Raw genomic sequence first — 14,579 nt, 5'->3', positions numbered from 1 at the left:
CGCCTGGCTCTCAGTTTAGACGATGATTTTCAGAATGACGCACCCCAACTCCGGCAATCATCTTGCGGACCAGATTCTGGTGCGGCGGATGCTCAAGGGTGACGACCAGGCGTTCGGCGAGTTCGTCAGTCTTTATCAGGATCGACTCTTCACAAGCATGCTGGCCCACACGGGAAGCCGGCACGATGCCGAGGAAATTGTCCAGGAGGCGTTTGTCAAGGCATTCCAACATTTGCCGCGTTTCCGACACCAGAGCCAGCTCTACACGTGGGTCTACCGAATCGCCAGGAATACGAGCGTCAACCGTGCCCGCAGCGGCCGCGACGAGGTCAGCCTGGATGCCAACGGGGGCGAGTCAAACCTATCGGCTCCGGAATCGTCGCAGCCGCACGTCTCGATGGAGCGGCTGGAGCGGGTCACCATGATGCGACGGGCGCTCGAAGCGATCGAAACGCGACACCGAAAGATCTTGCTGCTCCGCGAATTCGAAGAGCGTTCTTACCAGGAAATCGCGGAAATCATGCAGATACCGTTGGGGACCGTTCGGAGTCGGCTCTCCAGGGCCCGGAGCCGCCTGCGCGAAGAGCTCAGCAGTCGCCCAGGTCAATTTGTCCCTTACTTCGGTTCGCTCGACAAATTACCTTAAGATCAAGCGGAAACTGCCTGGAGAGGCTTCCGCCCTGTCGATGCGATTCACTTTTGGAGAAGACCTGTCATGCTTTGTGTCCCTCGTCTGATCGCGCTGGCCCTCATCTGTAGTGGATTCGCCGCCACCCTACACGCCCGAACCTGGACCGACAAAACGGGTGCCTACACTCTCGATGCGGAGCTGTTCGCGTTCAACCAGGAACACGTCGTTGTCCAGCGAAACGACGGAGAGATGGGCATGTTCCCGATCGACGTCCTGTCCGATGCCGACAAAGCATACCTGCAAAGCGAAGAAGCGGCGCGGCTCTCCGGGGCAAACCTGGACAAGGAACAGGCGTGGACCATGAAAGACGGTTATCGGCTTGTCGGTCGAATCGTCGACTATGCCAAAATGAAGGTCACCGTGCAGCGGCGCCGCGCCAAATCATGGATCAACGATCGGCAGTACAAGTCACTGCCGCCGGTCTACCAGGTGATCATACGAAAGAGCTTGGAGCACCTGGAAGGGATCGAAGACGTCGACGACCGGAAGTTCGATGCGTGGCTCCTCAAGCAAAAAGGGCAGCCACGCGTCTTTGACATCGAGGGCGTCGTGATCGAACTCAAGGATGGAAACGAATACACCGTGCCCTTCTTCTTGTTCAGCAACGAGAGCTTGAAGATTTTGAAAACCGGTTGGGACGAATGGCTCGCGGCACACGGTGATGCCGGACAAGATGATTACGAAGCCAAGAATGATGAGTCGTTTCGTTTGCAATCGATGGCGGCCGCGATGCAACACCAGCGGGCGATCAATCGCGAGATCGCGGTCGCGAACCTGGCGATGAATTCCGTGACGGCCGGGCTGACCAGTTTCTGGGAAGTCACGCTGTATCCCAATCAGGGCAACATGGCGTCACCCGGCTGGGTCGTCGTGCCCGGACGCAACAGTCAACAAGCCAAGTTCAACGCGCTCCGGCAGTACCCCGGATTCACCGTCGGACCGATTCGAAAAGTCAGCCGCTAGCGGGCATGCACTTCGGCGTACTTGTTCCCGGGCTCTGCCCGGGGACATGCTGTCTTGGAGGCTCCTGCCTCCTGGCTGGAAACGACGTGTGGCAGAGCCACGTGGGCATTGCGTTCCAAGGCGGAGCCTGGGAACGAGGGACGTGGAGATGACAGGCTCGAAGCCTTTCCCGCCGGTTTACAAACCACTTTGAAAACCGCTCGGTTTTCGGTCGCCCTTGCGTTCGGCGATCCGGCGGTACAGTCCGGTCTTGCCCGTGGTGATCGCGACGCCGACACACAGACACACCAACCCCGAAGCGATCGGCCAATTGAGGCGTCGCAGTTTTCCGGATCGGTGGCCTTGGTAACTGAACGTCGCGCAGAACAAGACCGCTTGCAAGGCCGCGACGGCGAGCCAGCCGCGGCGACGAATCAGGACGCCGTAGGCGAACGAGACGACCGCGATCCCGGCGCCCGCAAACAAGATCAGATCCTGCGGATCTTGCAGGGATCGGAACACGATCATCATCGCCGCAAACGACATCACGCCGGCGGCCAGATAACGCAGGAACACGGCGAGCTGAGTCTTGAAGACTGCCCCGATGATCAGCATGGCCAGGGTCGCAAACGCGGTCGCCGCGATCAGCCCGTCGTTCTGGCGACCGTACGCATCGCCGGCCATCGCGATCGTCGTCGCCGCAACGCCGGCCAAGGCTGCCCATAGCCAATCGGCGCTCGCCATCCGCAACGTCATCACCAACAGGATCACGCAGGCGGCGGCCGGAAACATCCACGACGCCAATCCGACACTCTGACCGATTTCCGGCAGCGGTGCGGCCAGTCCCATCACCAGCAACGTCGTCGGCATTGCGAAGACGGCGTAGCGCAGGCCGCGCATCGTCATCCACGCGTAAACCAAAAAAATGACGCCCAGCGAGACGGTCAGCGAGGACCCGAATAGGTAAGCCAGATCGCTTTGAATCGGCAACCATGTCGAACCGTTTCGCGTCGAAGCGCAAAGCAACAGCCCCGATGTGCCGACGATTGCCAGGCCTTGCAAGGCTTGGTTGCGCAGGCCCAATCCGGCTTCGGCGATCAGCACGATGACCGCGGCCAGAATCGGCAACAGCAAGAACGGTTCAAATTTTCCGGCGACTCCGTAGAATCCGAACGACATCCAGATCGCGTGGGATCGGATACCGGCCAAGACGATCAAGACCACAAAGGCGGACAGCGGATAAAGCGGCCAGGTCCACGGCGTTCCGTTGTCACGCACCGAGTCTCGGCCGCGGCGGATGGCGGGAATCAGCAACAAGACGCTCGCCCCGATGGCGACCGAAAACAGCACCGATCCCCAATTGGCGAGCGGGTCGTTGCGCGTCGCGACGGCGCGGCCGAGCAGCAGCGGGAACCCGATCAGCACGGCGTAGTGCGCGTAGAGTGCGGCGCGATACCAAACGCTCAATCGAATCCTGCACAGCCACAGGATGCCTTCAGTCACGATCAAGATCAACGCGGCGGCCGCGCCGGCGAAGACACTCGCCGTGGATTGGTCGCCGATGCAAAGCTCGTCAAAGCCGGTTGTGACGGCAACCAGGCTGATCACCACCACCAAAAAGATCGACCGGGCGTCATCCCAAACCTTGGCGATCCGCACCACCCCGACGCAAACCACGGCCATCAAAAGTGTGTAGGCGGCGATGCCTCCGGCCATCGAGATCGATTTGTCGATCAGGCTGCCGCCGGAGATGGCGAGACTTTGGCAGCCGTAGATGACCAGCAAGCAACTGATCAGGTAGAACGGATTCTGGTTGTACAAAAACCGGGCAAAGGAGGTTTGCCGCGGCGGAGCGGCATCGACAGGGGACGCAAGATCCGACGCGGCTACAGAATCCTGTTCACCATCCATCACACCGACCCCCTGCTTCAAGAGAAGCCCCGCGCCGATGGATCAACGGAACAGGGAAACAGATCAGTCTGGTCCGCCCGAAAGACAAGCGAGCCAACAGTCAACGTGAAGGAGTCCTACGACGTCACCGCCAAGACGGTTCACAACGGGGCCGATGTTTTTTATCAGCGGGATCCACAACGACCACGATTCTACGTATCACGCAGCACGATTCCGCAGATGCACTCGCCCTGCGGCTGATTAAAGAACTAATACGCGCCGAATATCGGTACAATGGTTTCCTGCCGGCAAAGTTTCGAAGCGGATGGGGATTCGGAATCGAATACTTCGTTTCCTTTCCGTGAACGATTGAGGGACGCTCACATCGTTTTGGGGTATCGACGGTTGCCAATTTGAAATCTGCCAGGGCGACTGGCATGAGGACAGTTAGATCGCAAGGCCGTCGGGTACATCAACAATGGTCGATTCTATCGCCACCACGGAAACACGCGACGGGCGTCAAGCCCGTGACGCGGCATCAGTGGCAAGCCGTTTGTCGTTCGACGCCTGGGTTCCGTTGCTGGCCGCCGCCGCAACCAGCATGGTCGTGCTGGTTTGTGTGTGGGTTCTGAACAAGAACTCCAGGGGGCGGTACGTCCAGGAAATTCAGGCGCGCACCGTCCGGGATTTGGCGACCGTGCGTGGGGAAGCGGAAAAGGCGATCAACAAACGCGTCTATTTGACATCGGGGCTAAAGGCGCATGTTTCCGTGCATCCAGAGATGACGTCCCAGGAATTTGCGGATATCTCTGCCTTGCTGATGCAGGAAGCGGAGGGGATCCGCAGTGTCACGTCGATCAAGAATGATGTGATCAACGACGTGTATCCTCTGGAAGGGAATGAGGACGCCGTGGGATTCGAGTTGCTCGAAGATCCGAAGCAACGTGCGGCGGCGATACATGCCAAAGAAACCGGAAAGCCTTGGTTGTATGGGCCCGTCGAATTGATTCAGGGCGGTTATGCGTTTGTCTATCGGGCGCCCGTTAACGAGACGGTGCCAGGTCAGTCACCCGGTGGCGGTGACTACTGGGGAATGGTCTCGATTCTGATTGACAAGCAAGTGTTATTTGACGAGATTTCGGCGAGTGTCCCCGATGATTTGTCGATCGCGATCCGAGGTCGCAACGATCAGGGAGGGCCGGGGGAGATCATTCACGGGAATGAATCCCTGCTCAACGCCAAGCCGATCGTCTCCGAGATTGCGCTTCCGACGGGAAGTTGGAAACTCTACGGAGTTCCGAGTGACGGTTGGCCGACGGCCTCTCCCGACGCCGCGCAGTTGCGCGTCTTGGGAGTGCTCTTGGCGCTGTTGGCGGGCAGCCTGGTGTACTTGGTGGTGCGATCCAACCAGCGTTATCGCGAGTACGCGAACCAATTGGAATTTGCCCATGCGACGGCGCAACGCAGTGCCCAGGAGGCAACGCTGGCCAAGCTTGCCGCCGAAGAGGCGAATCGCGCCAAAAGTCAGTTTTTGGCCAACATGAGCCATGAGATACGAACACCGCTGAGTGCCGTGATCGGAATCACGGAACTGTTGCTCGATACCTCGCTCGAGCAAGAACAACGCAATTATCTGGGGCTGGTTCGTGAGTCGGGTGAGTCATTGCTGTCCGTCATCAACGACATCCTGGATTTTTCCAAGATCGAAGCCGGCAAACTCGATTTGGTCCCCACGCCGTTTGAGATTCGCGAAAGTTTGGGCGACATGATGAAGCCGATGGGGTTGCGCGCCGGTGCCAAGCAGGTGGAACTGACCTTGCACGTCGCTCCCGATGTTCCACCTGTGATGGAAGGCGACGCGCATCGGTTGCGACAGATCTTGGTGAATCTTGTCGGCAACGCACTGAAGTTCACCGAACAGGGGGAAATCGCGGTCGGCGTTTCGGTGGATTCGGCGACCGCCGACGAGTGCGAGATTCACTTTCAGGTGCGTGACACCGGCATCGGAATCGCCGCGGATAAGTTGTCGCATATCTTTGAGGCCTTTGAGCAGGCCGAGGGTGGCACGGCGCGCCGCTTCGGCGGCACCGGATTGGGCTTGGCCATCTGTTCTCGATTGGTCGAAATGATGGGAGGCCGGATTTGGGTGGAAAGCGAACTGGGGGTCGGCAGCACCTTTCATTTCACCGGCGTGTTTGGCATCGAAACGGACGCGGACGTCGTCGACCAACATGACACCCAGGCCCTGCAAGACGCTCGGGTTTTGATCGTCGATGATCTTGCCACCAGTCTGATGATTTTGGAGGAAATGGTCCGTGGTTGGGGGATGCGTCCGACCTCGGTATCGAGCGCCGATCAGGCCATCGAGGCCTTGCGCGATGCCCAGATCCGAAACGCTGCGTTTCAGCTGCTGCTGACGGACGTCCACATGCCCAATCGCAGTGGATTTGACCTGGTCAGCGAGATTCGAAGCGATCCCACGTTGAAGGATTTGCCGGTGATCGCGTGCACGGCCTACGATCAGCCCGGCGATCATCAACGCTGGAACGAACTCGAGATTTATCGTTATCTAATGAAACCGGTCAAGCAAACGGAATTGTTCGACGCGGTCCTGGGTGTGCTGGGAGTATCGGCGATCGCAAAACCCGACGAATCGCCCACGGCGGATGCCCAGTGCGACATTCGCCCGCTGAACATCCTGCTGGCAGAGGACAATCAGGTCAATCAAACGTTGGCGATTGCCCTGCTGAAGAAGTGGGGACACACCGTCACCCTGGCCAGCGACGGCAAGGAAGCCCTGGAGCAGTATCTGTCCGGATCGTACGAACTCGTGTTGATGGACGTGCAGATGCCGGAGATGGATGGCATGGAAGCGACGCGCAGGATCCGCGAGGCCGAACGAGAACAAGGCGGTCACGTGCCGATCATCGCATTGACCGCCCATGCTTTAGCCGGCGACCAAGAAAAGTGCCTGGCGGCCGGCATGGATGGCTACGTCTCCAAACCGCTTCGAATCAACGAATTGCGTGACGCAATTTCATCGTTTTTTGTTGACGATTCACCGGCTGATCCGTCCGGTGATTCATCCCCGGAGTTCGATCGTGCCGAGGTCGAGTCGTCCGCCGCCACGGATCCGACGGATTGGTCGAAGGCGTTGGAGTTGTGTGCCGGAGATCAGAATCTGTTGATCGACATCTTGGCCGCATTCTTGGAGGAGACGCCGCGATTGATGAGCGAATTGGAACAGGCGTTGGCGGACGAAGACTGTCAAGCGGCGAGGCGCTCGGCCCACACGCTGAAAGGCGCGTTGCAGGCACTCGGTCTGGCTTCCATGGCTGATCTTGCGTTTCAGGTCGAACAGCAGGCGACGAGCGATTCGCTTGCTGAATCCGATCCCACCGTGGCTCAACTTCGTCAGCAACTCGATGCCGCGGTCGCTGACGCGCGTCGGGTCGTCAACGGCGAACGCATCGCCCAGTGAGACGAGCCGCAGTGAGACGCAGATTCAGCAACCGTTGGTGTTAGCCTGTAGGCGTCCAGCTGAGGAACGATGCGAAACGCGAGGAATCCTAATGATCTCGTCGATGGAGTGTGATGCGCTCAGCGGACCGCTGTACGACGTTCTTTCTCGGTCGTCGCCCAGAGCCCCACGGACGACGGCCCGGAAGGGCCATCGTACTCAAAAAGCGGAGCGTGGTACGACGTCCTTTCTAGGTCGTCGGACAGAGTCCGAAGGACGACGGCCCGGAAGGGCCATCGTACTCTAAAAGCGGAGCGTTGTACGACGTCCTTTCTAGGTCGTCGGACAGAGTCCGAAGGACGACGGCCCGGAAGGGCCATCGTATTCTAAAAGCGGAGCGTGGTACGACGTCCTTTCTAGGTCGTCGCGCAGAGCCCCACGGGCGACGGCCCGGAAGGGCCATCGTACATCCGAAAAGCGATCGCCTTAAGCTGGACGATCCCTAAAGCCTGCACACCAACACGCTTGACAGCCCACTAACGCCACTCCATTGCGGTGTAATCGCGAACTGTCGGGCCGTTGTAGATCTGACGCGGGCGGTAGATGCGGCTGTTACTGTCGCGGACCTCTTTCCAGTGCGCGATCCAACCCGGCATCCGGCCGATGGCAAACATCACGGTGTACATGTTCACCGGGATGCCGATCGCTCGCAACAAGATCCCTGAATAGAAGTCGACGTTCGGATACAAATTGCGGCTGACAAAATAGTCGTCACTCAAGGCGATCTCTTCGAGTTCTTTGGCGATCTCCAACAGTGGATCGTTGCGCCCCAGTTTGCCCAGTACCTTGGGCACGTGACGGCGAAGGATTTCGGCGCGCGGATCATAACTCCGATAGACGCCGTGGCCGAACCCGTACAGCTTTTCCTTCTTTTGTTTGACACGCTCGATCAACTCTTTCACGCTCATGCCCGAACTCTTGATCCGTTGCAGCTGGTCCATCACGGCGACATTGGCACCCCCGTGCAGCGGTCCCCACAGGGCGCAAACGCCGGCGGAACACGACGCAAACAAATTGGCCCCGGATGATCCGACCATCCGAACGGTTGAGGTCGAACAGTTCTGCTCGTGGTCGGCATGCAAGATCAGAAACAGTGTCAACGCGCGAACGACATCGGGATCCGGTTCGAACGTTCGGTTGGGCGTGGAAAACATCAGGTGCAGAAAGTTGCGGCAATAGCTCAGTTCCGGATGCGGATAGACGAGCGGCTGACCGATCGAGGTTCGGTACGCATAGGCCGCGACGGTACGAATCTTGGAAATCAACCTGGCGGCGGCATTTTCGAACGAGGCCGCGTCTTCCATCTCCATCACGTCGGCGTTGTAGCACGACAAGGTGTTGATCATCGACGACAAGATGGCCATCGGATGACCATGGGTGGGGTAACCCAAAAACGAGTTCCGCATCCCCTCATGGATCATCTCGTGCTCGGTCAGCAGCCGCCGAAAATGCGACAAGTGTTCCGCCGAGGGGAGTTCGCCATAGATCAGCAGCAGCGCGGTTTCAATAAAGTTGGAAGATTCAGCCAGTTGCTCGATCGGGATCCCACGGTAGCGAAGCACACCTTCTTCCCCGTTGATGAAGGTGATCCCGGAACGCACCGAACCGGTATTGCGGTAGCCCTCGTCCAGCGTGATGAAGCCGGTTTGGCTGCGGAGATTCGAGATGTCGACGGCACATTCATCCTCCGTCCCGACGACGATCGGCAATTCGACGCGTTTGTCGCCAAGATTCAGTTCGGTGGTCTCGTTCACTTCGGTGGTTTCGGTGGCCATGGGAAGGTTTTGGGAGGCAAGAGGATCGATGAGCGGCTCAATCTCGTGCCAAGAAGCATCTAACGTGCCGTTACGCCATCGAATGTGGGATTCGACGACGCGTGCAAACCCGCACATGCAGCAAGTTCAAGAAAAGGCGGCAAACTGCAGGCCTTTGGCCGGCCAATCGGCGAAAATGGCGCGCTTCGCCCTGATCGAATTCTTATCGTGACCCTGTCGTTCGCTTACAAAACATGCAACCGATGCTGAGATGTCATGCAACGCCACTTACGTGGCACTGAGGGAACTAGCGGTATTGGGCGCGAGCCCTGCCGCGAACAAGCATCACTCCGTTTGGTTTCAAAGGAGAGCGGCCACGAACCAAGTATCCCGGAGGGATGCCAGCGAGTAGCCGGAGGTCAGCGCAGCACCACCTCCGGGAAACACGTCCCACAATCCCCTCGACCCCGGGCGGGGTCGCAGCGAATCCATCCGCCGGCGGTGCGGCAGTCTGCGTTCGCAAAGGAGTTGATGGGTGAGCTTGAGCGTGCGGGCTGGCCGGGTCCGAGGGCGCCGACGTCTTTTGCTTCGACACCCTTCGGGGTCGCGTTTGACGGGGGACCGGATTTCCGGAGGTGGCGCTTCGCTCACCTCCGGCTATTGGCTTTGACCCCGTCGGGGTCATGCCGCGCACTTTGGCGTCGAAGGTAGTAGCGGAACAGCGCGCGCCCAATACCGCTAAGTCGAGAAGGTGTTGACCAACGCAGGGGCCCGTAGGCTCGCGCCAAACGGCTGATCATCAATTGACATTAGCCGGTTCCCGCCAGCGTCCGGACGCCCCTCAATGTCGATTGAGCGGCACCCTAAGTTTAAAAGTTGACGGACCACTAACTCCCCGCGGCGAGGATCAACAGGAACACCAGGGCGACGGCGGCGACCAGCAGGGCGACGGCGATCATCTTGATCAATGATTTGGGCGACGTGCCGACCATCCGCCGAATGTCTTGGCCGCAGATCACCACGCGGTACAAGCGGTCTTTGTAGCGATAGGCCAGGACGTAGGCCGGCATCGACAATCGCCGCGTGATGAGCCGGCGCAGCACGATCGCGACCTTGACGTTGCGAAAACGAGTGCCGGGGATGAAGTGTTGTTGCGCCCGCTCGGAGGCCATGCGGTGGATCGCCGCGGAAACCTCTTGCCGTGCCTGAGAACGCTGGACGTCAAACTGTTCCAGTGTCGCATCGCGATCGGCCCCTTCGGGCGTCTCCCGCTTGGTCGCCAGATTCATGCCCGGACTGATCGCGGCCGCTTCACTGACGCTTAATCCGCGCGACGCGGAAACGAGGATGTCATCAAACTGGATGTTGTTCTGGCCCGAATGCGGCGCCCAGTCCGATCGACCGGAGCCTTCGTTGGAATCCGCCGCCCAACTGACAAACGCCTCGGCGTCGAACACCCAGGCGACCCACCACAGCGGTTTCAGTTGGGTCAATTGAGCCGACGCGGACAGGTCCGAGGGGCGGAACCAGCCCCGCGAATCCAGCCAGCCTCGCAGCGCCGCGCGGGCTTCGTCGGCCGTGACGGTGAACGGCAAGTAGTGCTCGGTTTGTTCCATCGGGTCATCGATCGATTCGACTTTGACCACGTCGCCACAAAACGAACACGAGGGGGCTTGGTGTTTCGGGTCGTAGGCGATCGCCGCGCCACAACCGGTGCAGCGCAGGATCTGCACCGCCAGTTTCTTCCGCTCGGTTGCCTCTGCATTCAAGGCCGCTTGGCCACAGATCGCACAGCGCAGATCGCCGGATTCCAGCGGCGATTCGCAACGGCTGCAATTGATTTCAGCGATTTGGGTTTCATTCATCGTTTCGCTCATCCTTGCGCCGCCATGAACAACAGGACGAGGATTCCGATCAACAACAGCACGCCGACGACCGCGAAGGTGACTTTGGCGGCCGAGACGGGGACCTTGCCCGCGACACGGCCGGTTTGGCCGTTGACCAAAATCTGCACCGGCGGTCGGTCTTCCGCGTAACGCACCGCATAGGTCCAAATCGGCAGCAACACCAAATCAATCACTTCGTGCGATAGATCGGTCTGGTACTGCAGGTTGCTGTGGGAGTCTCCGGGCATAAAGTTTTTCAGCATCGCCCCGACTTTGGCAACCGTTTCGTCGTGTGCCATTTGGAAACAATCGTCCTGGGTGCGAGAGGGTTCCTCGGCAAGCCATCCGGAGATGAAGGAATCGGCGTAACGCCGCAACGCACGCAGGTCAAACGGCTCGACGGCCTCCAGGGCCGCGTTGGTGACACCCTTGGACGCGCTGACGATCACGTCGACGACGTAACAGCAGTGGTTTCCGGCCAGGGGACGCCACTCGGTTTTTGTCACCGTCCGCGTTCGTGTGACCCGTTTGCCTTTCGAATCGGTGGTCGTGTAGGTTTCGGTCTCGGTGTAATTCTCGCCGATGCTTGCCGAGTACCGTGTGTTGGCCACCGCGCCATACAAGTAGGCGGGCAGATAGACGCCTCGGGTCAGTTCCGGCACGGCGGCCTTGAAATCCGATCGCGCAAACATGTGGCTGCCGGCGACCCAATTTTTGACCGCCTTGGTCGCGTGCTCGTGATCGACGACAAACCCGACCAGAAACGTCGGCGAGGGCCGATTGGCCGACGGCGGGCGGCTGACGATCGATGGCGAAGCACAATAGGGGCAAAGTGTCGAGCGCAGATGCGATTCCAGCACAAGCTTCGCGCCGCACGATTGGCACGAGATCTCCAGCTGATCCGATGTCGAATTGGCAAGGTCAGTCGCCATGAAACCCCCGCATGCATTCGGTGGAAAACCGTCAGTGTAGCAGGCACGGCGGACGTGATCGCGGGGCGGGAAAAAAGCAAAGTTGTCGCAAGTCGACCCCGGACGGGCGACGCGGCGCGTCGCCGGAAGTTGTCGCAAATCGACCCCGGACGGGGTCGCAGCGCGTAGCCGGAGGTGAGCGCAGCGACACCTCCGGATAGCCCCGCGCCACGAACCCAGAGGGGGAGAAACTAAATCGTTTGCAAAATCCTGCAGCAAAAAAATCGACGTCCCTCGGGATCGTCGCACGCGTCCCGCCGGTCTCATTCTTCACCGAGTTGTTTCGCCAGTTTGACCAAGGAAAGAAACTCGTCGCGGTAACCCGAGCGATCGTCCTGGGCGCCGGCGGTGGCGATTTCTTCGACCATGTCAAAGTTGCAATCGCCCTTGTGCGGGGAGTTTCGCAGCAGCATGGCGAAGGCGGCGACCGATGCGGCGAATTGGAAATCGCGGTCGGTGCGGCGGAATGCCTTGCCGCTGTCTTTGACCGCAAACTCGATCCGTTTGCGTTGATCGCCTGTCGGCGGTTGGTAGCGAAGCTTCAGCGTCAAGATCTCGCCGCTGGCGGCTTGATCGCTGTAGCGAACGGGGCGTTGGTATTTCAAGTCGTCCAGCGGCGCGGGAGTCGGCGCCGGATCTTCGGACTGGAGCTTGCGTCTGGGAACGATCTCATACAACGCCGTGACCGTGTGTCCGGCTTCGATTTCACCGTCTTGATCGTCGTCGTCGAAATCTTTCGCATTCAAGATACGGTTTTCGCAACCGATCATTCGATAGGATTCGACTTCCATCGGGTTGAACTCGACTTGAATGTCGACGTCTTTGGCGACGGTTACCAGACTGCCCTGCATCTGCTCGACCAACACTTGGTGGGCTTGGTCTGGGCGATCGATGAATGCATAGTGGCCATTGCCCTTGTTGCGGATCTGGTCCAACACTGCGTCGTTGTGTTTGTCGCTGCCGAACCCGAGCACGGTCAAGAAAATGTCGCGTTTGGCATTGTTTTCGACCACTTGGATCAGTTCGTCGGTATCGGCGAGGCCGAGGTTGAAATCACCGTCGCTGCACAAGATGACGCGATTGGTGCCACCGTCGACGAAGTGGTCGCGGGCGATGCTGTAGGCCAGTTGAATGCCGTGGCCGCCGTCGGTCGCCCCGCCGGCACGAACGCGATCAAGCGAATCGATGATGACCTTCTTGCGGTCTCCGGCGGTCGCATCGAGCACCAAGCCGGCCGCCCCGGCGTAAACCACAATCGCGACCGAATCGTTTTCGCCGAGTTGCTCGACCAGCATTTTCATGCCACCGACCACCAGCGGCAATTTGTTGGGGCGATTCATCGACCCCGACACGTCCAGCAAGAACACCAGATTGCTCGGCGGTCGATCGGCGTCGGCGACCTTGGCCTGGATGCCGATTCGGGCCAATCGATGTTTCCCGTTCCAAGGACACTCGGCGATCTCCATCGCCGCGGCGAAGGGACGGTCGTCTTGCGGAGGCGCGTAGTGGTAGTCGAAGGAATTGATCAGTTCTTCGATTCGGACCGCGTCCGGATTGGGCCATTGATTGTACTCGGTCAGATTCATCCGCACCTTGGCATAGGCGGCGGAATCGACGTCGATCGAAAATGTCGAAAGCGGCGCGCTGGCAACCGGCAGGAAAGGGTTCTCGATGATCGGCGCGAATTGATCTCCGTCGCTCAGACTTGGTCGCGGTTGTCCGGCGGGTTGTCCGGCGGCCAGACCATTGCCGATCATCTCCCTACCGGCACCCATCATTTCTGCCATGTCTTCGGCATCTCCGACCCGAAACTCCGGGCCTTGGGGCGGGCGCCGCGGACGACCGCCATAGGGCGGCGGCACCGGCTGGGCCAGCAGCGGATTCATCGGGATCGCAGTGGCGGGACCGTTCGGTCGGCCTTGCGCGCCCTCCTCGTCCACTTGCTCCGATTGGGCGAGCACTGACTGGGCGAGCTCTGACTGGGCCAGCTCTGAGTGGGCCAGCTCTGAGTGGGCCAGCTCTGAGTGGGCCAGCTCTGAGTGGGCCAGCTCTGAGTGGGCCAGCTCTGAGTGGGCCAGCATGGTGCGTTCGTCTAGCGTCCCGCCTGGTTCGGTGGGTTCGTTCTGTCGTCGTGTCGTCGGTTCGGGCTGCGCATCGGTGGCCAGCTCGGGCTGCATTGCCGGAGTCTCGATTTCGGTCGCGCCGGTGTCGGCGGGCTCGGTGTTTGGTGTCTCGGCGTCCTGTGCTCCGGTGCCGGAGCTTGCCAGGGATGGAGCGTGGGGCTCGGTTGTCTCCACGTCTGTCGTCGGAACGTTTCCCGGATTCGGTTGGGCGGGCAAGACAGCGCCGTCGGCAAGCGTCGCACGGACGGCCGCCAGTTCCCTTTCCACCGAACGTTTTTCTGCGACCAGCCGCTGTTGTTCGGTTTCCATCTGGCTGATCCGCTCGCGCAGCTGGCGGGTGTCGGTGTTCGCCGTGATGACTCGATTGAGCGCGGGCAGCGTGAGCCCGGAGACCAGCAGCAAGGTCGCCGCGATGGCCAGCCCGAGCACCCAGGTTCGCGTTGAGGCATCCGACGTGGTCGCCACCACCGGCGGCGGCTGGGGCAGCGGGTCACGGATGGCGTTTTCGATGCGTTGACGGTCGGCCAGATTGACGCCCTCGGTGTCTGCGGCGAACTCGGCTTTGACGGCCCCGACGGCGTCACGAACCGACGCGACGATCGCCCGGACTTCCGGTGACCCGTCCATCAACTTCATGAATTCGGTCGCTTCCTCGCGCGCCAGTTCGCCGAACACAAACGCGGTCGCGCGCTCTTCGATCCTTGCTCGTTGGTCGGTGGGTTCGGATGCCATGGTTCTGATTCTCGGGAAGGTGTGCGCGCGGCGGCCACGCGTGACGTTGCGGTTGGTTGGGTGGTTCAGT

At 60.0% G+C, this 14,579-nt stretch carries 8 protein-coding genes; 3 read left to right on the top strand and 5 right to left on the bottom strand.

The features are described 5' to 3' along the window. Positions 1 to 34 precede the first annotated feature (34 nt). Complete coding sequence (locus Enr13x_RS36715; RefSeq protein ID WP_145391878.1) at positions 35 to 646, top strand: RNA polymerase sigma factor; 612 nt, start codon at positions 35 to 37, stop codon at positions 644 to 646. Between the two features lie 69 nt (positions 647 to 715). Further along, the gene (locus tag Enr13x_RS36710; protein WP_145391877.1) at positions 716 to 1,654 is read left to right on the top strand and encodes an SHD1 domain-containing protein; all 939 of its coding nucleotides are present in this window, start codon (positions 716 to 718) and stop codon (positions 1,652 to 1,654) included. Between the two features lie 177 nt (positions 1,655 to 1,831). On the opposite strand, the gene Enr13x_RS36705 is transcribed toward Enr13x_RS36710, so the two are convergent. Further along, the gene (locus tag Enr13x_RS36705; RefSeq protein WP_145391876.1) at positions 1,832 to 3,544 is read right to left on the bottom strand and encodes a hypothetical protein; all 1,713 of its coding nucleotides are present in this window, start codon (positions 3,542 to 3,544) and stop codon (positions 1,832 to 1,834) included. A 457-nt stretch (positions 3,545 to 4,001) separates the two neighbouring features. Here Enr13x_RS36705 and Enr13x_RS36700 point away from each other — a divergent pair, with 457 nt between their 5' ends. Further along, the gene (locus tag Enr13x_RS36700) at positions 4,002 to 7,004 is read left to right on the top strand and encodes a response regulator (RefSeq protein ID WP_145391875.1); all 3,003 of its coding nucleotides are present in this window, start codon (positions 4,002 to 4,004) and stop codon (positions 7,002 to 7,004) included. Positions 7,005 to 7,519: 515 nt separating this feature from the next. Here the strand turns inward: Enr13x_RS36700 and Enr13x_RS36695 are convergent. From Enr13x_RS36695 to Enr13x_RS38705, 4 genes are all read right to left on the bottom strand, one after another. Beyond that, positions 7,520 to 8,818: a citrate synthase gene (locus Enr13x_RS36695; RefSeq protein ID WP_145391874.1), complete on the bottom strand. Its 1,299-nt coding sequence runs from the start codon at positions 8,816 to 8,818 to the stop codon at positions 7,520 to 7,522. Between the two features lie 866 nt (positions 8,819 to 9,684). Next, entirely contained in the window at positions 9,685 to 10,662 is a 978-nt protein-coding gene (locus tag Enr13x_RS36690) for a hypothetical protein (protein ID WP_145391873.1), read from the bottom strand. An 8-nt stretch (positions 10,663 to 10,670) separates the two neighbouring features. Beyond that, on the bottom strand, positions 10,671 to 11,615 hold the full coding sequence (locus Enr13x_RS36685; protein ID WP_145391872.1) for a hypothetical protein: 945 nt from the start codon (positions 11,613 to 11,615) through the stop codon (positions 10,671 to 10,673). 302 nt (positions 11,616 to 11,917) lie between these two features. Then, positions 11,918 to 14,509, bottom strand: coding sequence for a YfbK domain-containing protein (locus tag Enr13x_RS38705; RefSeq protein WP_197455645.1), 2,592 nt, complete (start codon positions 14,507 to 14,509; stop codon positions 11,918 to 11,920). Positions 14,510 to 14,579: the final 70 nt, after the last annotated feature.

This window comes from Stieleria neptunia (genome assembly GCF_007754155.1).
Taxonomy (GTDB): Bacteria; Planctomycetota; Planctomycetia; order Pirellulales; family Pirellulaceae; genus Stieleria; species Stieleria neptunia.
This window is presented reverse-complemented; position numbering and strand designations above follow the sequence as displayed.

What these genes read in the sequence shown, in the direction of transcription:
- Enr13x_RS36710 (WP_145391877.1), top strand. Translation starts at nt 716, where the DNA reads ATGCTTTGTGTCCCTCGTCTGATCGCGCTGGCCCTCATCTGTAGTGGA.
- Enr13x_RS36715 (WP_145391878.1), top strand. Translation starts at nt 35, where the DNA reads ATGACGCACCCCAACTCCGGCAATCATCTTGCGGACCAGATTCTGGTG.
- Enr13x_RS36695 (WP_145391874.1), bottom strand. Translation starts at nt 8,818, where the DNA reads ATGGCCACCGAAACCACCGAAGTGAACGAGACCACCGAACTGAATCTT.
- Enr13x_RS36690 (WP_145391873.1), bottom strand. Translation starts at nt 10,662, where the DNA reads ATGAATGAAACCCAAATCGCTGAAATCAATTGCAGCCGTTGCGAATCG.
- Enr13x_RS36700 (WP_145391875.1), top strand. Translation starts at nt 4,002, where the DNA reads ATGGTCGATTCTATCGCCACCACGGAAACACGCGACGGGCGTCAAGCC.
- Enr13x_RS36705 (WP_145391876.1), bottom strand. Translation starts at nt 3,544, where the DNA reads ATGGATGGTGAACAGGATTCTGTAGCCGCGTCGGATCTTGCGTCCCCT.
- Enr13x_RS36685 (WP_145391872.1), bottom strand. Translation starts at nt 11,615, where the DNA reads ATGGCGACTGACCTTGCCAATTCGACATCGGATCAGCTGGAGATCTCG.
- Enr13x_RS38705 (WP_197455645.1), bottom strand. Translation starts at nt 14,509, where the DNA reads ATGGCATCCGAACCCACCGACCAACGAGCAAGGATCGAAGAGCGCGCG.